Below are 25,154 nucleotides of genomic sequence, written 5' to 3' on the forward strand. Positions count from 1 at the left end.
GACAGGCCGGAGGCAACTATCATTTTGGTCTCTCATTCGCCGTCAACGGCCAGCCGGGGTTCTGATATAACGGGGACCGGGCAGCGTCCCCGTTCCCGGTTATCAGGAAGTGCTGTATTGCTATGGGCTCTAAATAATGCGCCATGTTCCAGCGATAGCCATTATACACACGGTTATTTGAAAAGATATGATAGGGTGAGAGGTATTTACTAAATGATTTCGGCGAAACATTCCCGCCTTCTTTCAGCAGTCCTTTATAAGCATCCAGTGCCGCGGTCTTGTCCCACAAATTGATCCCCTGTATATGATACGGCGTGCTGATCATCTGATCCAGGGACCGCCACCTTCGGATATCCATCGGCCGGAAGCCTTCTGCCATCAGTTCACAACGCCGCTCCCTCCGGATATTGTACAGTGTTGCATCCACCAGCTTTCCCGCCGAATAGGCGCCCCAGTCCGTCTCCGCTTCCTTCTCCATGCTGGTCAATGAGATGGTATACTGATAATCTTCATTGATCAGCGCTCTTTTACGGATGGCTTTCCAGTAGGCGTCTGCGATCCCGTCTATTTGTCCCGTCCGTTCGTAACACGCTTCTATATAATTCAAATAGGCTTCAGCTGCCCGGAATATAATACTGCCGGACGTACTGTAATTCTGGTTGGTCTGATAGCCGTCAAAATTCAGCCCTTTCCGGATCGCATACCCGGTGGTGTATTTCAGGGATGGTGTGGCAGAGGTAATATCGGGATAGGGCTCTGTTTTAACTCCCTGCTGTCCGGGGTCAGAATGCAGGTTGTTATCCCCCGGCTTTTTAAAGAAGATCCGGGCCCTCGAATCCCTGTTCTTTGTAACCAGCAGAAGATCCTCATCTCCCCAGTAAGCGTTTGCATCGCTGGTTTTGTAAGGGGCCTTATAGATCGGTTTTCCATCAGTCATCACAAAAGCATTGATCATGCTCCTCGTGGTTCCATAGCCGTTGTTTCCCTTGGTCATAAATTCCTGGATGGTATTGGTCACTCCCAAACTAAAGTCGTACTGCTTCCATAAAATGATCTCCGGGAAGGGATTCATATTGGTGGCACCAAACATATCAAAATAAGCATTTGAAGGATCCGAAGCATTGCTCTGATAGGTTCCGGTATTGGTCACCAGCGCATATTTGTCGGCAACGGTTTTTGCTTCTTTCATCGCTTCCGACAGAAAAAAATCGATCTCACCATCTATGCTTCCCGAGGGAAAGGCATAATCCGGATTCTTTGTTTTGCCCGGCCATCCGGGGCCGTTCGGAACAAATGCAGTGCCCTTAAAATACTTAAGCCATGTGCCTTCGAAAAGGGCTACCCGCGATTTAAACAGTCTTACAGCGTCCTTATTCAGCCTGTTCCTGCCACCCACCGGCGGCGCGTCCGGCATCAGTGCCAGCGCCTGGTTGAGGTCGTCCAGTATAAACCGGGCCACTTCATTACAGGGAGCCCGTTTACTGACGGCTACCAATGTTGGAAGATCATTCGCATACAGCTCTTTTACGATAGGGAAGTCGCCCAGGGCCATTAATTTGCTGAAGTAGTTGAACGCCCGGAAAAAATAGACCTCTCCTATATACTGTTTAATGTTGGCCTCAATGCCGGTGATCTTTCCTTCCTGCTGCAATGGCAGTACTTTATCAAAAAAATAATTGCACCGGTAAATGATATCAAAAGCGTAGGAGCCTCCTGTTTGTCCGACCCGCCAGAAGCCGGGGGCAAAGATATCGCTGGGGGTTACATAGGCCATATTATCCGTATTGTTATCGTACTGAAAAGTGCCCCAGTCCCACTGGCCATGCACCGGCAGTGTATTGTACAGATCTGTTGAATAAGATGCAATATTGGATTCGGTGGTCAGGTACTGCTCCGGGGTAAGACTGGATAAGGGTTCTTTATCCAGGAACTTGTTGCAGGAGGTAAGGAAACAACCTGCCAGCAGAATACTTACTGTATGTATGATGTGCTTTGACATGACTGAGTAGTTTAAAAAGTTACATTGATACCAAATGAATAGACTTTTTGAAGCGGGTATACATTGCCCCTTCCGGTTCCGGATCCTCCTGAAATGGTTTCGGGATCAAACAGCTTCGACATTTTTGTAAATGTTGCCAGGTTCTCTCCGGAAAAGAACAGCCGTACTTTTTCCAATCGGGCCTTCGATATGATTTTTGAAGGAAGACTGTATCCCAGCTGCAGGTTTTTGATGCGTAAATAAGCAGCATTCTGAAGATAACGGGTCTGTACCTGCTGGTTTTTATTGGTGCCCCAGAGCGGCCGGGGATAATAGCCGTCCGGGTTCAGGCCCAGGGGATGACCGGGATTGTCTCTGAAATAATCCGCATGCTGTACCAGGCCCATGGAATTCCAGCGACCGCCGGCGTCTGCACCCCAGAAATAAAAACTTCCCTGGAAATAATCCCTTTTGGCCACCCCCTGCAGGAAGATACTGAAGTCGATGCCTTTCCAGTCCAGCCCAAGACTGAAACCATAGCTGTAACGCGGGGTCGCATTTCCTATTACTCTCAGATCGCCGTGGTCGCCGATCGTATAAGCTCCTGAATTGATCTTGCCATCGCCATTGATATCGGCATACATGATATCCCCCGCCACCCAATTGCTGCCCAGGTTCTCCTGTCCCCCATTCGGAAGCCCGCTGAGGTGCTCCTGCATCGCCTCATTTGTCCGGGCGATCCCAACGGTCTGATAGCCCCAGATCTCCCCCCACTTCATCCCTTCATAATACTGCGACAGTGTACCGGAGGGATTGGAATATCTTGTGATCTTACCCTGCGCATCGGATAATACAAAACGTACATTATAACCCAGCTCCTTAAATATCCGGTCTTTCCAGCCCAGTTCCAGCTCAAAACCTCTTGTAGACAGATCCGTATTATTGGTAACCGGTACACCGGTACCCAATATCACCGGTAATTCATCCGAAGGACCCACCATATTCAGGGTGTTCCGTACAAAGTAATCAAAAGAGCCTGTCAGCCGGTTCTTCAGCAAGCTCCAGTCCAGTGCCAGGTTCCAGGATTGTATCTTTTCCCATGTCAATGATGTGCTGATCAGCCCCGGTGCCCAGGAAATATTCGGCCGGGCGCCGTTGATGAGCCACCCGCCCGAAGACGTACTGTATCCCATGGTGGTATACGTGGGATACAGTGAACTTGTATTCTGGTTGCCCAGGCTTCCATAGGACCCCCTGAGTTTAAGCTCGCTGAATATTCCGGATAGCGGCTCAAAAAATGCTTCCCGCGCTATATTCCATCCTGCGGAAAACGAAGGGAAAAAGCCCCACCGGTTATTCTCGCGGAACCGGGAGCTTCCGTCGTAACGCAGGTTCGCTTCAAAAAGGTATTTCTCTTTAAAGCTGTAATTCACCCGTCCAAAGAATCCTGCCGTCGACCAGCTGGAATAACCACCCGATACACGAGGAGGGATCAGATCACCATTCTTTCCCATTCCTGAGGTGGTATTTATTGTAGGTACGGTAAGCACCATAATACCATCCTTTGATGCCCAAAGGTCCCGGTAGTTATTGTCTTCTGCCTGAAAGCCGCCCAGTATCTTGAAATAATGTTTTTGGCGGATCGTTTTTTCGTAGTCACTATAGATATTATAATTGAGGTAATCGTTTTTACTGGCCGATTCACTTACCCAGTTATAATACCACTCATTGCCCGGATGGATGCCGTCCACCTGCATCTGAACGATCGGCTTACCGTCCTCGTGATTAAAATTCGTTTCATTCCTGTAATTGACGCTTCCTACGATATGCCATCCTTTTACCGGCTCCAGTGTTAAGGTCGCCTGCTGTATAATGGAGGACGCCTGGTTCTTTATTTCACCACCATCTCTCAATGTCAGTGCATGATCGTTGAATAAAAAACCGTTCGGATCATACAGCGGACCGATGGGCCATGACTGTCTTCCGATCTCCTGGAAGAAATCATTGCTCATGTGCCGGGGCTGGTGATAATCGGATCGTATGTACCGGCTGTTGTAATTGATACTGGCTATTTTAGACAGCCGGGCGTCCAGCTTGCCAAACAGATTATACCGTTTCAGTCCGTCACTGCCAAACTTCATCAGTCCTCCCTGATCAAGATAATTTCCGGAAACATAAAAAGAAACGTGGTCGCTGCCGCCACTGATGCTCAGGTTGTGCTCCTGCGCCGGGGTAACCTCTTTATAAAAGACCTTATAGTAATCAATATTATCATTCGCCAGTTCATACCCGTTGCTCCAGGTGTTGGGATTACCGGGATTGGGGATGGTAACGGTATTAATGTTGCCATCTATATAATCTTTTATCCGGCCCAGTTGTTCGGGTCCGATCACATCTCCCCAGCCTGCATTGTTCGACGCTTCATTAAAATAAATTGCCCAGGTATAGGAATCCATTTCTTTCGGCATATTGATAGCGCTGTTATACCGGAAGCTGTTGTTATAATTGAATTTTGTTTTACCCGCCTGGCCTTTTTTGGTTGTTACCAGCAGCACGCCAAACGGCGCACGGGAACCATATATGGAGGAAGCCGCCGCATCTTTCAATACCGAAACAGATGCGATATCCTGGGGGTTTATGGAAAACAGATCGCCTTCGATCCCGTCAATGAGCACCAATGCCCCGCCGGAAGAGCCCTGCCCGATAGTGGCCAGTCCCCGCACATCAATACCCGCCCGGGCATTCAGGGCACCTCCGGAAGTCTGTGTGATGTTTAATCCCGGTACCCGGCCCTGAAGTGCCTGTACTGCATTTTGTACCGGTATCGCTTCAAAGGCCCTGGAATCAATAACCCCCACCGCTCCTGTAAGATTTGTCTTTTTCTGCCTGCCAAATCCCACAACCACGATATCACCTAAAACCGTGTTCACGGTATTTAAAATGATCTCCCGGGGACTGCTGTCATTTACGACAAATACCCCGGACTCATAACCGACCGATGAATACCTGATGCTATCTCCTTTGGCAGCCTCAATGCTGAAGCTTCCGTCTTTTCCGGAAACAGTATGCCGGTCCGTTCCTTTAACGGATAATGTTACCCCGGAAAGCGGCTGACCGCTGCTGTCCTTAACAAAACCGGTGACGGTTGTTTGCTGTGCATTCAGCAGCAGGCTTAATTTTACTGATAGCAACGATAATAATAGCAAACGTCTCACAGCACGGCATAAATGCCGCATGTTTTTTTTCTTTTCCATAATTGCGTAATTATTTTGGCAGACCGAATAATTAAATACTTATCTTTTTTAATCCGGGACCGCAGCCCCTTTATTTTTGGCTGAAACAGCAATACGATCTTCGTTTATACCGTTTAAACATATAACAATGGCAGGTATGATTTGCCGGCAAACACAATCAGCAATAATTTTTTATCCGCCGAAACCGGTTACGCAGGAGCATCACTCCGCTGCGGACCGCTGCCCTGTTATCTTACACAGTCAGCTCTTTTCAGGAGCCACTACTTATAGCTGAGTGGCAGGCCGTAATTGCGATCAGCATTCCTGCTGTATTGGCATGCCTGATTTTAAACCGGGCACTTTCTTCATATAACTATTTTTAACCGTCCTTTGACCCTTATCCCGCTCCGGCACGGATGATAAGAAGTATCCCCGCAATAAACAACAGGAACATCAGCAGCAGGTAGCGGTTGACGATCCCTGAACTGTTTTTAAATTCTTTCCAGATAAATACTCCCCAAAACGCCGAAACCAGTGTGGCGCCCTGTCCCAGTCCGTATGAAACCGCAGCACCGGCCTTCCCGGCCGCTATTAAATTAAAGGCGTTGCCGAGTCCCCAGATCAAACCACCCAGCACACCTACCAGATGGATCCGGAACCCGCCCTTGAAATAATCTTTATACGACACAGGAGCACCGGCAAAAGGCCGTTTCATCACGAGCGTATTAAAAATGAAATTGCTCGCAAAAATGCCGCAGGCAAAAATGAACATCGCCGTGTAAGGCGTCATTTTCCCGGCTGCAGGGTTAACAAAATCATCCAGGTCCATCGACGCTGCCACAAAGCGGTAGAAGAACGACATGAGGAAGCCGGCCAGCAGGGAGAGGATCAGCCCTTTTGATGATACCTTCTTTGCCTGCCGGCTTTGTTTGCTGTATGCAAGTGCATTCAGAACGATTGCGATCATGATCAGTGCGACCCCGGAAAACAGGAATACCGGATCGCCTTTCTGCGATCCCCAGAAATTCACCACCACTCCCAGTATCAGTGCCAGGCCGATACCAACCGGGAAGGCCACGGATAACCCCGCAATAGAAATAGCAGCAGCCAGCAGGATATTGGCAGCATTAAATACAATACCCCCCAGGAATGCGCTGCCCATATTGGACGGTTCCGCCTGCTTCAGGTCCTCCAGGAAGCTTCTTCCCTCCGCGCCCATGCTCCCCAGTGTAAAGGCCGAAACAACAGCGAACAGCAGGATACCGGTCACATAATCCCAATAAAATAATTCATACCTCCATGACCGCCCTGCCAGTTTTTGTGTGTTGCCCCAGGAGCCCCAGCACAACATGGTGATCACACAAAAAAAGATCGCCAGCTGATAATTATTTACGATAAACACCTGTTTTGAATTTTAGAAGTGAATGAATTACTGTTTCCGGTTCCGCGGTTGCTGTGTAATAAGCTCCACCAGGTGGTGCAGCGTATTCGCCGCCTGTGTTTCGGTAAGGGTCAGACAGGCACGGGTTCCCGATGCATCCCTGGTAAAATGCGTAACGCCTTTGTCATCAACCGTCACATTCCCCCAGGGGCCTTTTGTAAAAAATTCAGGGCTGTCTTCCACGGCGTACAGCACGGAAAGCAGGTCCCAGCAGGGACGGTCATACGGCATGGGCAGATAATACTTATAGGCTTCCACTACCGGGTGACGGGCGGTCCATTTAAAATCATTCTCAATGCTCCGGGCCGGGTACAATACCATCTTCCCGGCCTCAAAGGGCGCATACACGATCTGCGTCGGCCAGTCTTTGGCAACCTGCTGCGCCGAAGAAACATCTTTTACCACATTATATTCCGCTATTGGTTTTTCTGTAAAACCGCCGGCCATTACCGAAAGCAGCTTTACTTTCTTTGCAACAAGCTGCCTGCCCGTCATCCTGGAATAATGATCCGGAGCGGATTCCAGCAGGCGTGCCAGGTTGGTGGAGAAGCCAACGGAAACGATCGTCACGGCATGGTCCTTCTGGCGGGAAAGGATCTTTCTGTACAGTGTCACTGCATCCGGTATTGCCTGGTAATCAAAAGGAGGCCGCTGAAACAACGGCCCGCCTTTTTCATCTTTTAAACGGCTTACATACTCCGCATATTTTTTTGCATCATTTTCAGAATCCGCGCCCCCTGTTATTTTACCGACCGGAATGCCGGGGTAACCATACCAGTGGTTCATTAAATCGATGTATTCTGTGGAGTAGGCACTTTGTTTGTTCGAAATAATGGCCAGCAGGCTGGCTTTCCGCTTATCCTGGTATTTATACAACATATCCAGGGCCAGCGCATCATCCACATCGTTGCCCATATCTGTTTCAAAGATGATCTGCGGGACATTTTTTTGCGCATGCAGGGACGCCGGCATCAGGCAGCACCCGATACTACACCATAATACTACTTTTACAAGAATTGCTTTTCTCATATCGCATCGTTTAAACTGTTCTATTTTATCATCCGCACGATCATCTCGTTCCGGTAGGGGATCGACGACTGGGCGCCCATCCTTGTTACTGAAATCGCCGCTGCATCGCAGGCAAACGCTACTGCCGCCTCCAGTGTCCTGGCTTCTGAAAGTGCCACGGCAAGCGCTCCGTTAAATACATCACCGGCAGCGGTGGTATCAACCGCCGTTACCCGGGTTGCAGGAATCCTTGTTACAACACCTCCGGAAAACAGAACGGCACCCTCCGGCCCCATGGTAATGATCACATCCGGGATCCCCATATCATGAATGATCCGGGCGGCTTTTTCCGCATCTTCCATAGTTGTAATTTTTACTCCGGAAAGCATCTCCGCTTCTGTCTGGTTGGGCGTTATCACATCAATATGCTTCAATACATCCTTTGAAAGACTTTCGCTGAAAGGTGCCGGGTTTAAGATTACTTTTATCCCGTTCGCTCTCGCAAACTCCGCGGTTTTCCGTACCGTTTCCATGGGTATTTCCAGCTGCATCAAAATAAGCTGCGCCTTTTTCAGCGCGTTCAGCGCATCTTTGAGATCATCCGCAAAAAGATTGGCATTCGCTCCGGCAGCCACCACGATGCTGTTCTCGCCCTCCTTATCAACCGTTATCAATGCCACACCTGAAGGAAACTCAGGATCCGACAATAAAAAGCGGGTATCAATTCCCTCTTCATCAAAAAGCTGGGAGGACTGTTTACCAAACACATCATTCCCCAGCTTTGATACAAACGCCACGGAGCCGCCCAGCCGGGCTATAGCAACCGCCTGGTTGGCACCCTTGCCGCCGGGGTTCATAAAAAAACTGCCCGCGATCACCGTTTCCCCCGGTACCGGAATATGATCCGCTTTCACCACCATATCCATATTGGTGCTTCCCACAACAATTATCTCAGGATGATTCATCAGAAATTCTTTACTATACTTATTTTAAAAAAACCGGCAGAAATGACTTTTGCAAATCGTCTGATAAAATTAGCCCTTCACATCTGCCATATATTGTTATAATTTTACAGATTTCTTATTTTCAAAAGCATAAAATAAATTAATTTTATTATAATATAATAATAATCAATTTATTGAATCATTAGAAAACATAAAATTTTATAATCTCAATTATAAAAATGATTGCCGCCGTAATTCAACTGATCAGTTCGCTTTCAAAATCGGAAAAGCGGGCCTTTAAACTTTCCACAAAAAAACAGGACGGGGAAAAACAATATGTGCAGCTGTTTGACCTGATCGACAAATATGATTTCAGGGATCATGAAACACTTAAAACCGCATTTGAGAACAGATTACCTGCCGCCTCCCTCGACACGACCGCACAATACCTTTTCCAGCAGATCACCGATTCGCTGGTAACGGCGAAAGCCAAAAGCGAAACAGTTCATAAACTCCTGCATGGACTGCAGCAGGTCTATCTCCTTAAGGAGCGCAATCTTACACAGGAGGCTTATAAATTACTGCTCCAGTTAAAAAAGATGGTTCCGCCCCAGGAATACCTCGCATTACAGTATCTGCTGAAAAGAGAAGAACTGGATTTCTATTCGGACCACGACTTTGCCGGCCTCACGGAAAAAGTGCTTATAGAACACCAGGGAACGGCACGCGACCTGTTGCGGGACCTCCGGAATATGCAGGAACATTATTCGTTATACGAATCATTAAAATACCGGGTAACCCGGGAAGCGAAACAGACACGCACGGATGCCAGGAAGACGGACGACCTGGTGTTAAGCGAATTGAGCATGGTGAATGCCCGGGTACGGCCGACCCTGGAAACCCAGCAACTGCACCTGCTGTTCCAGTCTTTTTATTTTATCCATATCAACGATTACAAATCCGCACTGAAAACTTTTTATGATCTGAACCGCCTTTTTGAAAAAAATCCCGACCGGTGGAAACATCCGCCAATAGATTACTACGCCGCGCTGAGCGGCATCCTCGACAGCCTCAGATCCATTAAGAAAACGAATGAAATCCCCTTCTACGTGGATAAGCTAAAGTGCCTGTGCCGGAAGCAATACCCGGAGCATTTCTGCTTCCTGATAAAAAAAACAGCGCTTATCTATGAACTGGCCTATCTCAATGATCAGGCGCACTATAAAGAAGCAACGGTTCATATCGCACAACAGAACAAAGAGATCTGGGAGGCTTACCGCTTCGCAGATCCGGAGAAACAAAAAGAGCTCTATTTTTATATAGCGCTCGCCTACTTCGGAAAAAGGAATTTTAAAAAAGCAATAAAATACGTCAACCAGGTAGTACTCGTCAAACGGGAACAGTACCTAAGTATTCCCTACCGCATCTGTATGTTGCTGAATCTGCTGATCCATTATGAGCTTAAGGATTTTGAATACCTGGATTATGAAATGCAGTCCTATAAACGTATCTTCAAAAGTAATAAAGCACTCTCGCTTACTGAGCAATTTATTTTTAAGACGATCCGGATCAACCCCTCGCTGAACAGGGATTGGAAAAATCAGCAACTCTGGAAAACAAAACTCGCCGCTCAGGAAAAGAAGATCGCAAAAGACCGGTCCGAAGCGGTGTTCTTAAAATATTTTGATTTTGTCGGATGGGCCCGGGCCCGATTTATATCCGGGAAACAAATTGCGCAGTAGCACTGGTATCCGGTAATGATACCTGCTGCAAACATTCATGTTACTTTTACTCTTTTCAGCTATAGCTGTTTATTGAATACCGATGGCCCGTTTTACCTTCTCCTTCCGGTTCCTGGCCACCGGTATTTCGTGCCCGCCTTCAAGGAGCAGCCGGTCGCCATCAATTTTTATCCAGCTTTTAATAAAATGAATATTCACCAGATAGGACTGATGACACCTTGTAAATCCTTCAGCGCTTAGTAATGTCTCATATTCAAAAATGGGTTTTGATGAAGTATGTTTGCTGTTGTTCTTCATATAGAAAATCGTATAATTATTATCGGCCTTACAGAAAAGGATCTCCTCAGGACTGATAAAAAGCGTTTCCTTATTTCCGGGAATAGCCAGCCGCATTTGATTTTTACTATTCATGGAGCGGATCAGGTTTGTCAGCCGTTCATTTTGCATTTTTCTTTCCGCATACACCACCGCCCTGTCTACCGCGTTTATCAGTTCGTTTATAGCTACCGGCTTCAGCAGATAATCAATTGCCGCAAATTTTATCGCCTGAATGGCATACTGATCATATGCGGTCACAAAGATCACTTCAAAATCCGGCGTTGCGATACTTTTAAGCAGGTCAAATCCTCCCTTTTCCGGCATTTGTATGTCTAAAAATAACAGGGCGGGATTTATTGTTCTTATAAGGAGCAGGCCCTGCGCTGCATTCGTGGCAGTACCAGCTACATAAATCTTCGGGCAATACTTATTGAGCAAGATGGTTAAATTCTCGATGTTGCTCATCTCATCATCCACGATAACTGCGGGTATCATTTATAGCCAATTTTTAAATACTAATAGAATCGAAGTTCCTTCAATACTGCTTTCTATTTGCAAGCTGATCAGCGCTTCTCCATAATCACGATTGAGTAAGCGGATCCGTTTCCTGGACAGACCAAGCCCGTATCCTTCTTTAAAGCCGCCAGTCCCGAATCCGGGCCCATTATCTATTATTTCGATCATCATGATACCTCCATTTTTAACAATGCGCAGGTGCAATTTACCCTGTCCGTTCATTTTAGAAAAACCATGTTTAATGGCATTCTCTACAAAGGGCTGCAATAAAAAAGGAGGAATGGTTGAAGTGAATAAGTCAATATTTTCATCGGTATCCAGGTTATAAAGAAAGGGATATCGTAATTGTTCCAGGCCCATATAAATTTCCAGGTTCTCCAGCTCTTTATTAAGTGCAATAAGGTCCGTTTGACTTTCATTGAGGGTTTCGCGCAGGAGCAATCCGAAGGACGACAAATATTTATTGGCCGCATCCAGATCTCCCTTATTGACCAGGCCCTGGATGGAGCTAAGTGCATTAAAGGTAAAATGTGGATTCAGAAGCGCATGAATGTTCTTCAGCTCTCCCGAAGCCTGTTCGGCTTTTTCATTTATCCGTGCCAGGGCTTTTTTCTGACGGCGGTATTTTGAAAGGAATATAAAGAATGCTCCGGCCAAAACCAGGAACGTAAAAATGACAGCCCTGAAGGCTGTCGTCTTATACCAGATAGATCCTATCGAAAAATGGAATTCCCTTATACTATTCCGTTGTCGTTTAAATCTTATACGGATCGTGTAAGCTCCCGGATCGAGATTTTTTAAAAGCAGGTATTTATTATCGTACTCATTCGGTGCCCAATCCCTTATCACCTGTCCATCAGCTACAAGGCTGTATTCAAGGGCTTCTTTCTTATAAATTTCCGCATCAATATCCAGTACAATAGAATTTTCATTATACGGTAATTTTAAACCTTTTTTCTGTGTGCCCCCTACATTATTGTATTGCCGATGCCATCCGATCTCCCCAGGGCCCTCAGCAAAAACAGCCTTCCTGTTTACAACGCCGGAAAACTCCTGTGGATTATTAGAAGTATACAAAAGATTGATCTCCGGTAATCGCCGCTGCCAATAAACAACCCAGGAGGCAATAATTTCCCCGTTATTGTTCCTGATATGGGCAACCAGGTATTCTCCCAAACCGGCACTATAAGGCCCCATCATTCCGATTTCGGGATTTATACTTCCGATTTCGGTTTGAGTAAAACGATTTATATGCGTCCAGGGGCTGACTACCGTCGCATTGTTTCGCAAAACACAGTACTCATACTCCCCGGTATTCTTCTTATTAACCTGGGGAGCCAAAAAATAAATACCCGAAGTGTCATAAACAAAATATAAAGGGATGGAATCATTAAGGGCAGCATCGATATAAATGTTATCCTGCGGGTTCCAATGGGCGATGCCGACAATTTTTCCCGTAAGATTGTCATAGATCCCATTGTAGGGGATTGCAACGCCCAATGTAGCATTTTCAGCGGTATTAAACGATGTGGAATAATTTTTCCAATCGATCTGCGAATGACCCTTTGTTACAATCAGGAGAAAATAAATAAGGATTAATTTTTTCATACCGTGAAGCTACATCCGTCCGGTCCCATTAAAAAGACGGAATGGGTATAAGGTACGAAATCTTGTGAATTCTGCTGCTTTTCCGAGGATCCGGTGTGGAGCTTTGCATAGGTTTTGTTTCAGTATGCTGGTTCCCGTTTTTTGACCAAAGAATGCGCTGCACCCTTATTTTAAAGCTTTTGCCTTTTTTGCCTGCAGCAACTCCTGCTGATGTATGCTTTCCTTATGAATGTCGTTGTAGAACGCCCGTACAAATGCTTCAGAAAGCTGCCAGGTCCTGCCCCGTTGGATCGCCGCATTCAGCACTTCGTCAAAGCGTGCAGACTGAACCACCCCGATCTTATGATCCATCTTATACATACCGATGGCACGTGCGGCCTCCATTCGCTGCCCCAGCAGGTCAATCAGCTGCCGGTCCAGTGAATCGATCTGGCTGCGGTAATAGCTGATGGTATCTTTTTTCAACAGGTCCTGAGCGCCTGCCTTTCCGTTGTAAAGACAGAAAAAAAAGCTTACACCGCATATTATTTTTTTTATCATAAAACAAATAATTGATCTATCCTACCGGCGGTCCCGTCCTTACATCCGGTGGGATATGTTATAAATTTAACCGGCCCATTCAACTACGGACCATAACCGCAATCAACCTACACTATAACGATGAAACGATTCATTTATTTTTAAAAGAAGAATAATCATATGCCGTAAATACAGTGAAATATTCTTTATATTCGCGGCGGTCCATTAACAAGTAATTCTCATTACTTCTCCCGTGATGTAAGTCCTGTTTGTCCGGCAGTTTAAATAAACGAGTCGCAACACTGTCTAAAATATAATGATAAAAACCGTGCAGCCTGTACGCCCGGAGATGGAGTATCCATTACAAACATACATAACTAATACCCAAGCAAAAAATGAAAAAGAACTACCTTCTGCTCCTCTTTTGTCTATACGGCGCGGGGGCGCTCCACGCGCAATTTACACCCTCAACCGAAAATATCCTTTATGTGAATAAAACTGTGCCGGGAGGTAATCACACAGGCAACAGTTGGGCAAACGCTGTCCCTGAGCTGGCCGATGCCCTCAAATGGGCCAACAACAACAAAAGCAACTGGACGGCCGCAAACCCGTTGCAGATCTGGGTGGCGACCGGTACCTACAAACCGATGTACAGTCCGGCAGACAACAATTTTGGAAATAATGCCGGCAGAGATAATGCTTTTCTCATGGTCGGCAATGTACAGCTCTATGGTGGTTTTGACCCTGACAATGGAATCACCGGTCTGACGGACAACCGTCTTCTCCCGGATTCCGGCTACGAAGGCACCGTGCTCAGCGGCGACCTGGGCGTTCAGAACAATAATGCTGATAACGCCTACCATGTGCTTATTTCCGGGGGTGAGATGGGGGCCGCCCGGCTGGATGGTTTTACCGTAACCGGTGGAAATGCGAATCAGGACGACGGCGTTGCACTGACTGTGGGCAGTGGTCCGGTTCGAAGGCATTTTGGCAGCGGTATGTATAATGTAAACAATGCCTCTCCTGCTATTACCCATAGTAGTTTTACCCGCAATTCGGCAGTGGGCGGTGGTGGAGGTATGTACAATTATCTGAACGCCTCCCCCATTATTACCCATAGTATCTTTTCGGAAAACACAGCAGATTATGGAGGAGGCGGTATGTTTAATGAAGTTTCTTCCGCAATCATCACCCACAGTATTTTTTTGAAAAACACCAGCGGCAGAGGCGGCGGTATACAAAATTTCCGTGAGGTTTCTCTGCGGGTAACCAATGTTGTGTTCAGCAGCAATACGGCTGACCTCGGCAGCGGGATTTACGACATCACCGGGAACAGCACATTTAGCAATATTACCCTTGCAAACAATAGCGCCCCCTACGGTCTTTATACTCTCGTCCAGCTTTATCTGAATAACAGTATTATCTGGGAACCCACCAATTTATCTGACTACACAACAACCTATAATAACCTTTTCAAAGGCAGCAGTAATACTACTAACGGCAATATAGACGCCACTGGTTTTTCGGAGACGGATATCTTTAACGACTTTGCCAATGGCGATTATAGCCTGAAAGCGGGCGCCCCCGCCGTCAATGCCGGTAATAACCAGTTATACGCTGATGCAGGTGGTAATTTAAATAATGATCTTGACTTTGCTGGTAATCCGCGTTTGGCCGGAGCCGCCATCGACATGGGTGCATATGAGCTTCAGGCGGCCCTTCCTGTAATGTTTGGTGCTATCAGCGCTGTTATAAAAAACGGACAGCTTTTGGTAAACTGGAACACCGAAACAGAAATCAATAACGACCGTTTCTTAATACAGGTTTCTCCTGACGGCGCAAACTGGAAAACGGTGCAAACGATACAGAGCAGCGCCAAAGAGGGCAACAGCAATACCGCTTTGGAGTACAGCAGCACCATACCCTTAACCACACTGAGCCTGGGCGCCGGGATTTTGCTGCTGGGGGTTCTGGCAGGCCGCCGCAGGTATATGTTTATAATAACCGTAGTTGTATGTGGTGCATTCGCTCTTTCATGCCATAAGAACGCCGCTGTGGAAGCGGCCGGAAATGGGACGCTGTTTGTACGTATTGTACAGGTAGATAAAGACGGTACAAAGCAGGTCTCAAAAGTGATGCAGGCGGTGCAGCAATAAAGTCAAATAAAAACCGGAATATCCTCGAACAATCAGGACATTCCGGGTTAGCAGCGGACCGGGAAATTAACGGACCTGGTTATTGAAGATTTTTTAAAGTTTGGTGAATTGCCGGACTGCCGCAATAGCGTATTGGAAAAAACCGAACTGCCAGCAGTTGAATTATAATTCATCCAAAGCTGGTTAGCCGGGCGTGTAAAACAAGGAAATACATTTGGTACCGTATTTCGCTAAGTAGAGCGGACCGGAAATGGTGCGAACTTAGTCATCGAGGATTTTTTGAAGTTTTGTGAATTGCCGGACGGCCACAATGTCATAGAAGATGACTAACGCCTGCTCACTGTATTGAAGACAGGCTTCAATTCGTTACTTCGTAAAGAAAATCTCATTGATCACATAATTATCTCCTTCTAAAGGAGACCTGTCATACTCATTTATATCAAAACCCGATCCTACCCGCCAAATATCAATTTCCGAGTATTTCGCCGCCATAATCATTGAAACAAGCGCAAACGGCTTTGGCCCTAACGGGGCGATTATAATACTATAATCTTTTCTTAACATCAGATATAGAGCATTCAAAGATCTCTCCAAACCCAACAAATCATCAAAAGCATATGTAGTCACTTGATTCTTACTTTCGCTCAAAATATTATGGTTATTGAGTTCAACCTTCTCGGAAAAAAGAGGATCTAAAGTCGGCTTTGTATAGAAGATATGACACACTTTGGGATCTAAGTGTTCTATTATTCCTTCCGCCTTATTTTGCTCATATCCCAAACATACAATTAATGCCTTAGGTTTGTCAGTAGGAACCACATATTTACCCGGTAGAGGGGCAATCTCCGAATTTGGCTTTGGGAGTAGTGGTTCTGAAAACTTTGAGGGAGTGTAGCTAAAGATTACTCGAATATCATTTCTATCTAAAATCCTATTAGACAAAAATAGTATTATCGAATAGTACCAAGACTTAGTCATACAAGAATAATCCACCAAAATAGTAAACGAATCAGCGATATTATTAGAAATGCACTCCTCCAGTAGAGCATAAATTTGCTCGCAGTTATGGACGACTTTGCAGTCGAACTCAGCAAACTCCGTTTTTGTTTCGTCTTTAAAGCACAACATAACGGACTTTTTAATATTGACCTTGGATCTAACTCTTTCATAAAAAGTTAATACCCTTTTTTCGTGGTTCCCTCCTAAAAGAAAAAGATCAACAGTTGCTCCTTCAATGTCAGAGATTTCACTCTGCTTTCCGTATTGTAATTTCATTTTAATCGAACAGAGTTTTTTGATTTAAATAACGAATGCCGCGGATGCACTCTGAAAGTTTAGCATCTGGATAATTCCTTAACGGGAGATCATACAACAGACTAAATAAATATGACAACTTGAACTTTTTCTTACGGATTCTAAAATCAAATCCGTCATCTTGCGAGTCCAATAATATTATCGCGCCTTGCGAAATTGCTTTTTCGAGAAGAAAAACTATGTCATCAGAGACGTCAGTTGATTTTTCATCAACAAGAAACGTACCCTTGGGGTCCATAATAAACTCTTGCCCAAGGACTTGATTGCGAAAATAGAGCCCGATTTTATCGATAATATCTATTAAGGGTAGGTTTGTGTTCTTCCCAACTGGTATATTGGCAATAACATTCTTGAACTTCAATGCTGCGCTGTAAAGTTCATCGAACTGAAGTTGCTTGTCCGCGCCGTTATCAGAAGCCTTAAGCAAAATTGAATTTATTATTCCTATCAACCATCTTGGATTACCATCACATATTTTCATCAAGACCTCTAATCCCGAAAACAGATCATTCGTTTTTTTTCTACTACGATATAGTATTTTATTTTCTCTTGGGGTCAGATTGATTTCGTCGATATAAAAATTTCGGAAGTAGACTATGGGCTTTATCTTTCGAAACAATGTATCTCGCAATTGTTTATCTTCCATTAGCGGATGGTCTGGTTTTATCCGTCTGCCCTCCAGAAATTTAGCAAACGATGCATCCTTTCCCGCTAACTCCATAATCTTTTTGTGAAAGGTCGATCCTTGCTTATAAAGATTTGAGCTATTGTAAACCTCATTTGAACCGAAGAAATCCGCTGCCTTTTTCCCATTAAATTTTTTTCGCAAAAGCGAATCAATAATTTGTAATGAAAAGGTCTCACTATCAGATGAGTTCCACATTTTTATTATTTGCATATCATTTCCAGAAGTAGCGGCATACTCAGACTGAAGCATTTTCTCAAGCTCATGAGATAAAATGGGGCTAGCGCTTAGTTTATATAATAAAAATTGCTTTCTGCTTCTTAAGGAGCGGAATAATTTGTCTTGTAACCAAGTGGGAGCGAACTCCAGCTCATCGAAACAAAGCGCCCACTTCTTTTTCCCACTTAGGGAATAAATACGTTCAAAAATGGGAATAACAGACTCCACTGAGGTTTCAAAGCTCAAATTGAAATATGGATAATGAGGCACCCGATCCCCCTCTTGATAATTAAATATCAGATTTTGGACTAACTGATTAACCTCATCAACACGTTTATTTAAAGCTTCTTTCACAAAAGGCAATTTAGGTATTACATTATTTAATTGCCATGCATCGATTAACGCTTTACATAACTCAATTTCATTTGATTCAGAATACTTTATCTGTTCATCAATGATATATTGAAAAGTATCACAAAGTGAAGTGAAGACATTACTATTAACTGAAAATAATGAAATAATCCTATCAAACCCATTAAATCTCTCAAGTTGGGTGCTGTAAGTATTATTCTTCACATCCCAATATATGTCGGTTGAAATATAGACCGCATAAAAGGGAATGGTTTGTCTAATTGATATCGCTCGATCATCATTCCAAGATTTTAGAGCCGGAATTGTGAGCATTTTCATTAGAGTAGTTTTCCCACAACCTCGGGCTCCAAGGACCACTGAGTGGCCATCATGAATCAACTTATTAAAGTTATCCGACCAAATAAAAGACTCACCGACCTGATCGGGTTTCAAGTGCCTTGCATTATATGCTGGGTATATACTATCAACCTTCATTAGACATCATTTTTCCTATATTAAATAATTTACTTGGTTTAAATCCAATACGTTTGTCAAACTGAAGTTGCACCTTTTTCAACGCCTCTTCTAGGAGAACCGCTTCTGTCGGAATTAAATTAGGCAAGTCCGGTACTCGCTTAATCATTTCATCCCATTCTAGGACGTTCTTATTATTAATCGCAGTTTGAAGATCATTTACCAAGTCGTCTATATTCCGTTCATTTCCGAATCCGGTGAAAGTTGGAAAAGCCGTCTCATCCTCAGGTTGACTCCATCCAGTGTTGGGGAAAAATGTCCAAGTATTAATTTCGCCTTTACAAACTCCTTCTTTTTTGAGAGTAATTAAATGAAATGTGTTCCTAACACTGGTATACATTAAATTGCTATAAGATGAAAAGCTCCCAGATGCAAAAACTGGAAGTCTGTGACCTGACTCTGTATTATGGTACCTCAACAATGGATCATGCTTATGCCCATGAATAAATAAATCAAACCCATACTTGCCGAGAATATTAAGCAACGATTCCCCATTTTGAATCTTATCAAATTCTCCCAATTTAGCTCTTGAATGCTCAATTGGGGGGTGATGGCTCATTGCTATTTGTATCTTGCTGCTATCCGATTTGGCAAGATAGTCTTTAACATGCTCCAAAAGTCCGTCGTCAACTTTACCTACTTTTGCAGCGCCTTTATTATGATGAAAGTGTGAGCTGTTTATTAAAAGTATGCGGCAGCATTCACGTTCTAAAAATACACAGCCATTACTCCAAAATGCTTGTTGTTCTGACTCATCCGTTATGGGAAACCCTCTTTTTATTCCTTTCGCAATTTCGAGGGTATAATTGGAGGTCTTCTCATAAACGTCAACATCATGGTTCCCGACGGTTGCAATAATCTCGCTTGACTTTAACGCTCTGTGAATCTCCAAGGAGAATCCCCAACCTGATATGAACCCCTGCACATTCGCCTTATCAGTAAAATCGCCAGGACATAACGTAATATCGACAGCCGCAATTTCGTCATTTGCTATTTTTTGCAAAAGATCGTCTACAGGATGATCATTAGAAGGTGTGCGCAATTTATCAGTTAAAAGATATGTTTCATTTTTACCTTCATCCGCTCCGTCTACAGACCTTCTTGTTGGATGACAATGTAGGTCACTAATAATTGCAAGCTTTATAGTTTGGGGTTCCATTTGTCAAAAATTATGTACGATCAACTCATTGTATATGCTTCGCGTTTTAATTCGTCCGCCAACTATACTTGGTCGCGAAAGAACTGTTATTGTGCCAACATCTCGATATAGGGATTCGATTGAATGATGACTTGCATTCGTCAAAATAAAATAGGCCTTTTTTTTAGTTATTCGTTCGGTCATTTGTTTCAATCTTTCTTGGTCAGTCCAGGAAAACAGTTTTTGATTATATTCGATGAACCCATTATTTTCATGGGCTACAGTATAAGGAGGGTCCAAAAAAACAAGATCCCCTTTTTTGACCTCTGTCAATGACTGATCAAAGGATTGAGTTGAAAAAACAGTATTTTTTAGTAGTCGACTAACATTGGTCAAAAGCTCAGCGGTAACTACATCTACGTTTGGTCTATGTCCATATGGAACATTGTAAACTCCATTCGCATTTACACGATAGATTCCGTTAAAAGAAGTGCGGTTTAAATATATGAATCTAGCAGCCTTTTGAAGATTACCGCGGGGATTATATTTTCTAATTTGATAATAATCCTCTTTTGTGTTTTTCAATTGTTTTAAAATCCTGATAACCTCTGAAGGATTATCCTTAATCTGTAGATAGACATTTATCAAATCTTCATTTGTATCAGAAAGATAAAACCGTCTTTCAGACTGTTTCAGTGTTTGTTTAATGAAAAAAAATACAGCCCCACCTCCAAGAAATGGTTCATGGTAATTGTTAAATTTTGCCGGTAAAAAACGAGCTAAATGATCCCTAGTAAACCAACGCTTAGAACCAGTCCACCTTAAAAATGGCAGTATATGATCGTTAATTTCTACACTCATCGACGGCTAAAATAGAAACGGTCTAATTGTTATGCTGTTATTCTTCAACACCTACTCTATTATAAATTATTGATTGATACGTACTTGCAAATTTATTTTAAACAAATTTAATTGATTCATCTGAAAAAGAAATACAAACACCCTGGGGAAAAATCACTCAAACAGGAAAATTGCGAAAAATAGTCCAAGCCATCTGTTTCTATCCTTATGGGAGCGGGCCACGTCTATCGTTTTATTCCACGCACAATATTCTCTGCATCTCGTATTGCGTTATTAGTCAATTTCCTCTGCCAAATCTTTTTTGAAGGGGTCCAATGAAATTTTCGATCATTCAATTTTGAAAGTGTCTCCTGATCCGGTCTTCCCTCAAACTTTACTTGTACCCTATCTTCCAGGTAGTTGTGAATCAACTTAACGCCATTTATATCTTCTATTTTCTCTCCATCTTGCTTTGCCAAAATTGCTTTTGCCTCCAGCATTGCCACTCTGCTGCGGAGGCGTCTTATTTCAGCGTTATTATTGGTTAACTCAAAAGATTTATATCCAGTCCTATTTGCCCAATCTGGTGTAAGTATTTCATGAATTGCCTCCTCAGACATGCCCAACTCCTTAAGCTGTCCGTTGACATTTGCTCCCCCTTTTCTGATTACTTTATTCACTGAGACCATTAACCTCTGTAATTCTTCCCGATCCGCCAGTTTTCTTTTTGCCTCCTCCAATTCCGATATATGCTCTTTGGGTCTACGTGTTATCGCCTTTAGAGCTCGGTCACGCCAATCTCTGAATTCCTTGTACTTGCTCTCTTCCCAGCTTCTGTATTTTTGCTGCCTGGCTACAGGAAAATTTGCCGGGCCGGTGACAGCGCTACTTGCCAGCCGGCTGTGGCTCCCCAGCCAACTCGAAAATAAACTTTCATATTTCTGCCGGTACCTGGATAAGGTTTCATCCAGAGGATCTCGTTGCACTGACGCAGGATATTTATCCCTGATTTCTTTCAGGTCATTACGTAACTCTTCTCCATATTCCTTTAGAGTATTTTCTGCTCTTTTATCCGGATCAAATGAAGTAAAGGAATATGCCGTACGCGCTAATTCCCGAAAGTGATCCAGATTTACATCGAGTGTATTTTTATCCATGGTCAATTAGTTTAAATTCATTAATTCTGACATAAAATCACTAGCTTCTGCACCTGTAGCAACGCTAAGGTCGGCTATAGCGCCTCCAATATCAGTCATGGTAATAGCGATCCATTGAGCAACCTTCTTGAACAAGCCCTTTTGCCTCAAAACAATCGAAGGTGCTTCGATCCCAATCCTTTCAGCGTTTTTTAGCAATGCTTGCTGATCATATTCTTTCATTAGAGCAGGTCGGTGTATCCACCGGTAAGCAGAGAATCTTGCTAAAGAGGAACACTTTAAGATTACACCCTTGTCTGCCTCTGACAATTTACTTTCCTGAACCTGCTTTTCGAAAGATAGTAACGAGGTTTTTAACCCCGGATAGCCTAAACTGTCCGTCGGAGAATGTTGCAAAATCGCAAATAACTGCTGCAGTCTTTGCTTAACGGAGTCGCCCCAATAAGATCTGTTGATAAATCCTGTGATGTCCGTAGCCGCACTAATTACAATTTCAGGAATAGGATCAAAGTGAGAAGCACCCAAACCGGGCCATTCTTTTCTTTGGTAAAACCTCCGAATAACATTGCAAGAACCGGTAAAGGAGAATCCTCTCTCCAGTTCCCTCTGATGCTCAATAGAATCCAGTATTACATTATGCCAGTATCCGAAACTATCATGAGGATTAGCCGGATTATTAGGCTTGTCGTTTGCGACCAGCAAAGAAGGTTGAGGCTTTGTATTTTTATTACAGCCTGAAATAGCAAATACAAGGGCTACACAAGCCACGAAGCAGGAATAAACGGTTTGTTTCATTTTTTTAATTTATAGGTGAAAAAATAGGAGCAAGAAATATTGTGAATCTCCTCATTTAATTGGCACCCAAACAGGAGTATGAAATCTCATATACCTTTGCCCTTTCTCTTAAAAGAGTCGGTCAGGACCTTTCTGGGTGACCTTAAAATACCAGCTGTATGCTGTAGTTGTTTTTCAAAAATTTTAAAATCGTGTGACAGTTGAACTGAAATTTCCTGATAAAATGATTTGCTTTCCTGATCAGCATTCTCCAAAATATGGTGCGTTTCTATTTGAGACACAAGTGTCTGAATTTCCGACTCCGTATTCAAGATTATGGCGTTTCCGAGTTCGGGACCCCTCAACGCCGGAGCAAGGCAAAGCTGACCATCAGGTTCCCGGTGAATAAGATATTGCTGACATAGCTCCAGATTACAGACTCCATCTTCGGTTTTCCAGCTTTCAGGTAGAGGAATTAACCCAACATCCAGTTTAACAGGAATGCCTCTATTAAAATCATTACGGCCAATTTCGCCAAAGGGCAATTTCTTTTCATCAGGAAAGGGAAATCTATATCCAAATTCATGCTCCGGTTTTAAATACAATGCAGGATCACTGCTATAGTCCGACCGAGATAAGAGCCCCGCGTCAAATGCTTTTGAGTACTTTTCATAGGTCACATAATATAGATTATACATGGTCCCTATCTTTATATCATTTCCTTTGTATTTTACATATTCTCCCATCGTTATTATTTTTAATTAATAAAATAATCCAATCCGGCTCCATACGCTTACTGGCAATTCCCATACATTCTGGGTCAAGTTCAAAGCCGATTTATAGATCAGTAATTAAATCTCATTCCTCCAAAATGTCTCCATTAGAATAACACCTGTTGTGGCTGCGGCATCAAAGGGTAATTAGCCGTTAAAACTTCTATTTTCTTCTTCTGGCTGCCGTGTATCGGATTAATCGACACAAGCTGCTCAAACTGAATATTATTCCATTGGTATTTATCGGTATAAGTTTTCAGTAATTTTGATGGATAAGATGAAAGCAGGAATTTCCCTTCGATGCCGGATAGCATTGCCAGCAAATCCTCGAAATCTTTTATTGTATAACCTTTATAGTGTCCCATATTTGAATTGAAGTAAGGCGGATCGCAGTAAAAGAAAGATTCCGGGCTGTCACGTGAGCGGATTATGTAAAGAGCGTCCGCATTTTCAAGTTGGACTTTTTCCAGTCGCTGACTATAGAGATCCGTAAAATCCTTTTTATTAAAGTAAATTTTCCGGGAGGTGCTGTCTGCTTCAATATCATAGCCCCAAACTGTGTCCAGTTTTCCTGCAAATCCCTGAGACGATAAGACCCAAACAGCCCAGGCCCTTTTAACAGGAGAAAAAAGTTCAGGATTGGTATATACAATCCATGCATGCTGGTGGAGTCGCCTGCTGTGCAACGTGTTGTTTATTTCAGCCAACAATTCCGTAAATTGATCTTTTATCACTTGGTAAAAATTGATTAGTTCACCATTTCTGTCATTAAGTACTTCAACTTCAGATGGTCTTTTAGCGAAGAAAACAGCAGCACCACCACTAAACGGCTCGGCATACAATGTATGCCTCGGAATGAGGTCAAGTATAATCGGTGCCAATTTCTGTTTTCCGCCATAGTAGGTTAGCGGCGTTTTCATTAAATTCTTAAACTTTTATATTGTGGTGTTTTTAAAGTATGTGTCTGACCAAATCCATCGGAGGCCAGTTTCTTATAAGCGAGGCTAAAATCACCTCCGCATTCAAGCATTGCGTATACTGCATAGGGCCGATAGCCTGCTTTGGGAACAAATTCAGTGCTCGTACTAAAAACAGAAAAATAATTTAGCTCATGATTAAAACTGCCTGAACTCCGCTTATCTGTTTCACCCGGCCGTTTAAAAAATGTGCGCTTTCCTGTTTGACCGGTGACCGTCCAGCCATGTTTTTGTAATAATTGAATCACATCCCCTCTGATATTATAGTCATCCAGCGGACTCAGCCAGCCAGCCGGACGGTTTTTGGGAGGTATTCTTTCAATCTTCCGCTCCTGGTATGCATTGAAGCGTTGGGAGGCTTGTAATAACACCTCCCGTTCTTTTTTTGATATAACTGGAATTTGCCCAAAATCTGATTGAACAAATTGATATCCGGGCGTAGGGGGTACAACGATATAACCACCAATCCCCCGCGTTTCAATAAGCACTTTCACTTTCTCCTTTGGATTGAACAACTTCTCCTGATCAGTCGTCGGGCGCCTGGCAAGTGGCTGATTGGAACCAATATCAGCACAACGGTAGTAAATATGGGCACCGCCGGAGCGCGATCTCGCAATTACGACCTTATCTATAATTCTCTTATCAACTCCCGTTATCTCATCCCAAAGTTTTGCAACAAGATCCTCCTGAAGATAATTTTTGGAATCAATATCAATAGCTTCCAGGTTGCCGCTCGATGCTCCCGTTACTAGGGCCACGCCCTGGGCTGCCGGATGACGGAACATTTCAGAAATTTGAGATTGATCCGGCCGGGTATCCTGAAACGATTTCCATTTACCTACGCTCTGCTTTAGCGCATCAGTAGCTATCACCGATAGTCCAAGAGCGCTATATTTTAATGCCGTATCCAATAGATCATTCATAAAAGC

General features: G+C 43.9%; 19 protein-coding genes. 2 read left to right on the plus strand and 17 right to left on the minus strand.

Annotated features, from left to right (window positions below; genetic code table 11):
- Positions 1-19: 19 nt before the first annotated feature.
- The 5 genes from K7B07_RS08240 to rbsK all read right to left on the minus strand — a co-directional run bounded on the left by K7B07_RS08240 (position 20) and on the right by rbsK (position 8,625).
- Positions 20-1,999, minus strand: a complete 1,980-nt coding sequence (locus tag K7B07_RS08240; RefSeq protein ID WP_223708849.1) for a RagB/SusD family nutrient uptake outer membrane protein — start codon at positions 1,997-1,999, stop codon at positions 20-22.
- Between the two features lie 11 nt (positions 2,000-2,010).
- Positions 2,011-5,232, minus strand: coding sequence for a SusC/RagA family TonB-linked outer membrane protein (locus tag K7B07_RS08245; protein ID WP_223708851.1), 3,222 nt, complete (start codon positions 5,230-5,232; stop codon positions 2,011-2,013).
- A 376-nt stretch (positions 5,233-5,608) separates the two neighbouring features.
- On the minus strand, positions 5,609-6,613 hold the full coding sequence (locus K7B07_RS08250; protein WP_223708853.1) for a GRP family sugar transporter: 1,005 nt from the start codon (positions 6,611-6,613) through the stop codon (positions 5,609-5,611).
- Between the two features lie 27 nt (positions 6,614-6,640).
- The gene (locus K7B07_RS08255) at positions 6,641-7,681 is read right to left on the minus strand and encodes a nucleoside hydrolase (protein ID WP_223708855.1); all 1,041 of its coding nucleotides are present in this window, start codon (positions 7,679-7,681) and stop codon (positions 6,641-6,643) included.
- Between the two features lie 20 nt (positions 7,682-7,701).
- Positions 7,702-8,625 carry a ribokinase gene (gene rbsK, locus K7B07_RS08260; RefSeq protein WP_223708857.1) on the minus strand — a complete coding sequence of 308 codons (924 nt, stop codon included), beginning with the start codon at positions 8,623-8,625 and terminating at the stop codon, positions 7,702-7,704.
- Positions 8,626-8,843: 218 nt separating this feature from the next.
- Between rbsK and K7B07_RS08265 the strand changes: the two genes are divergently transcribed.
- Positions 8,844-10,346 (plus strand): hypothetical protein, encoded by a 1,503-nt coding sequence (locus K7B07_RS08265; protein WP_223708859.1) that lies wholly within the window; start codon positions 8,844-8,846, stop codon positions 10,344-10,346.
- Between the two features lie 69 nt (positions 10,347-10,415).
- On the opposite strand, the gene K7B07_RS08270 is transcribed toward K7B07_RS08265, so the two are convergent.
- The 3 genes from K7B07_RS08270 to K7B07_RS08280 form a co-directional block, all read right to left on the minus strand.
- Positions 10,416-11,159, minus strand: a complete 744-nt coding sequence (locus K7B07_RS08270; protein WP_223708860.1) for a LytR/AlgR family response regulator transcription factor — start codon at positions 11,157-11,159, stop codon at positions 10,416-10,418.
- Complete coding sequence (locus tag K7B07_RS08275) at positions 11,160-12,788, minus strand: sensor histidine kinase (RefSeq protein WP_223708861.1); 1,629 nt, start codon at positions 12,786-12,788, stop codon at positions 11,160-11,162.
- Positions 12,789-12,953: 165 nt separating this feature from the next.
- Positions 12,954-13,328: a chorismate mutase gene (locus K7B07_RS08280; RefSeq protein WP_223708862.1), complete on the minus strand. Its 375-nt coding sequence runs from the start codon at positions 13,326-13,328 to the stop codon at positions 12,954-12,956.
- A 374-nt stretch (positions 13,329-13,702) separates the two neighbouring features.
- Here K7B07_RS08280 and K7B07_RS08285 point away from each other — a divergent pair, with 374 nt between their 5' ends.
- A complete protein-coding gene (locus K7B07_RS08285; protein ID WP_223708863.1) occupies positions 13,703-15,463 on the plus strand; it encodes a choice-of-anchor Q domain-containing protein in 1,761 nt (586 codons plus the stop codon).
- A 366-nt stretch (positions 15,464-15,829) separates the two neighbouring features.
- Here K7B07_RS08285 and K7B07_RS08290 read toward each other — a convergent pair whose 3' ends face one another.
- From K7B07_RS08290 to K7B07_RS08330, 9 genes are all read right to left on the minus strand, one after another.
- Positions 15,830-16,738 carry a hypothetical protein gene (locus tag K7B07_RS08290; RefSeq protein ID WP_223708864.1) on the minus strand — a complete coding sequence of 303 codons (909 nt, stop codon included), beginning with the start codon at positions 16,736-16,738 and terminating at the stop codon, positions 15,830-15,832.
- Between the two features lies 1 nt (position 16,739).
- Positions 16,740-18,527 carry an ORC-CDC6 family AAA ATPase gene (locus K7B07_RS08295; protein ID WP_223708865.1) on the minus strand — a complete coding sequence of 596 codons (1,788 nt, stop codon included), beginning with the start codon at positions 18,525-18,527 and terminating at the stop codon, positions 16,740-16,742.
- Positions 18,517-19,725: a metallophosphoesterase family protein gene (locus K7B07_RS08300; RefSeq protein ID WP_223708867.1), complete on the minus strand. Its 1,209-nt coding sequence runs from the start codon at positions 19,723-19,725 to the stop codon at positions 18,517-18,519. Before K7B07_RS08300 ends, K7B07_RS08295 begins: the two co-directional genes overlap by 11 nt.
- A gap of 3 nt (positions 19,726-19,728) precedes the next feature.
- Positions 19,729-20,565 carry a DNA adenine methylase gene (locus K7B07_RS08305; protein WP_223708869.1) on the minus strand — a complete coding sequence of 279 codons (837 nt, stop codon included), beginning with the start codon at positions 20,563-20,565 and terminating at the stop codon, positions 19,729-19,731.
- A 224-nt stretch (positions 20,566-20,789) separates the two neighbouring features.
- Positions 20,790-21,701 (minus strand): hypothetical protein, encoded by a 912-nt coding sequence (locus tag K7B07_RS08310; RefSeq protein ID WP_223708870.1) that lies wholly within the window; start codon positions 21,699-21,701, stop codon positions 20,790-20,792.
- Between the two features lie 6 nt (positions 21,702-21,707).
- Complete coding sequence (locus tag K7B07_RS08315; protein ID WP_223708871.1) at positions 21,708-22,496, minus strand: hypothetical protein; 789 nt, start codon at positions 22,494-22,496, stop codon at positions 21,708-21,710.
- Between the two features lie 86 nt (positions 22,497-22,582).
- Positions 22,583-23,221: a hypothetical protein gene (locus K7B07_RS08320; protein ID WP_223708872.1), complete on the minus strand. Its 639-nt coding sequence runs from the start codon at positions 23,219-23,221 to the stop codon at positions 22,583-22,585.
- 134 nt (positions 23,222-23,355) lie between these two features.
- Positions 23,356-24,168, minus strand: coding sequence for a DNA adenine methylase (locus K7B07_RS08325; RefSeq protein WP_223708873.1), 813 nt, complete (start codon positions 24,166-24,168; stop codon positions 23,356-23,358).
- Positions 24,168-25,148, minus strand: coding sequence for a bifunctional DNA primase/polymerase (locus K7B07_RS08330; protein WP_223708874.1), 981 nt, complete (start codon positions 25,146-25,148; stop codon positions 24,168-24,170). The genes K7B07_RS08325 and K7B07_RS08330 overlap by 1 nt, the downstream gene beginning before the upstream one ends.
- Positions 25,149-25,154 lie beyond the last annotated feature (6 nt).

This window comes from Niabella beijingensis (assembly GCF_020034665.1).
Classification (GTDB): Bacteria; Bacteroidota; Bacteroidia; order Chitinophagales; family Chitinophagaceae; genus Niabella; species Niabella beijingensis.

What these genes read in the sequence shown, in the direction of transcription:
- K7B07_RS08290 (WP_223708864.1), bottom strand. Translation starts at nt 16,738, where the DNA reads ATGAAATTACAATACGGAAAGCAGAGTGAAATCTCTGACATTGAAGGA.
- K7B07_RS08310 (WP_223708870.1), bottom strand. Translation starts at nt 21,701, where the DNA reads ATGGATAAAAATACACTCGATGTAAATCTGGATCACTTTCGGGAATTA.
- K7B07_RS08305 (WP_223708869.1), bottom strand. Translation starts at nt 20,565, where the DNA reads ATGAGTGTAGAAATTAACGATCATATACTGCCATTTTTAAGGTGGACT.
- K7B07_RS08315 (WP_223708871.1), bottom strand. Translation starts at nt 22,496, where the DNA reads ATGAAACAAACCGTTTATTCCTGCTTCGTGGCTTGTGTAGCCCTTGTA.
- K7B07_RS08265 (WP_223708859.1), top strand. Translation starts at nt 8,844, where the DNA reads ATGATTGCCGCCGTAATTCAACTGATCAGTTCGCTTTCAAAATCGGAA.
- K7B07_RS08325 (WP_223708873.1), bottom strand. Translation starts at nt 24,168, where the DNA reads ATGAAAACGCCGCTAACCTACTATGGCGGAAAACAGAAATTGGCACCG.
- K7B07_RS08320 (WP_223708872.1), bottom strand. Translation starts at nt 23,221, where the DNA reads ATGGGAGAATATGTAAAATACAAAGGAAATGATATAAAGATAGGGACC.
- K7B07_RS08275 (WP_223708861.1), bottom strand. Translation starts at nt 12,788, where the DNA reads ATGAAAAAATTAATCCTTATTTATTTTCTCCTGATTGTAACAAAGGGT.
- rbsK (WP_223708857.1), bottom strand. Translation starts at nt 8,625, where the DNA reads ATGAATCATCCTGAGATAATTGTTGTGGGAAGCACCAATATGGATATG.
- K7B07_RS08330 (WP_223708874.1), bottom strand. Translation starts at nt 25,148, where the DNA reads ATGAATGATCTATTGGATACGGCATTAAAATATAGCGCTCTTGGACTA.
- K7B07_RS08280 (WP_223708862.1), bottom strand. Translation starts at nt 13,328, where the DNA reads ATGATAAAAAAAATAATATGCGGTGTAAGCTTTTTTTTCTGTCTTTAC.
- K7B07_RS08255 (WP_223708855.1), bottom strand. Translation starts at nt 7,681, where the DNA reads ATGAGAAAAGCAATTCTTGTAAAAGTAGTATTATGGTGTAGTATCGGG.
- K7B07_RS08300 (WP_223708867.1), bottom strand. Translation starts at nt 19,725, where the DNA reads ATGGAACCCCAAACTATAAAGCTTGCAATTATTAGTGACCTACATTGT.
- K7B07_RS08245 (WP_223708851.1), bottom strand. Translation starts at nt 5,232, where the DNA reads ATGGAAAAGAAAAAAAACATGCGGCATTTATGCCGTGCTGTGAGACGT.
- K7B07_RS08240 (WP_223708849.1), bottom strand. Translation starts at nt 1,999, where the DNA reads ATGTCAAAGCACATCATACATACAGTAAGTATTCTGCTGGCAGGTTGT.
- K7B07_RS08295 (WP_223708865.1), bottom strand. Translation starts at nt 18,527, where the DNA reads ATGAAGGTTGATAGTATATACCCAGCATATAATGCAAGGCACTTGAAA.
- K7B07_RS08270 (WP_223708860.1), bottom strand. Translation starts at nt 11,159, where the DNA reads ATGATACCCGCAGTTATCGTGGATGATGAGATGAGCAACATCGAGAAT.
- K7B07_RS08285 (WP_223708863.1), top strand. Translation starts at nt 13,703, where the DNA reads ATGAAAAAGAACTACCTTCTGCTCCTCTTTTGTCTATACGGCGCGGGG.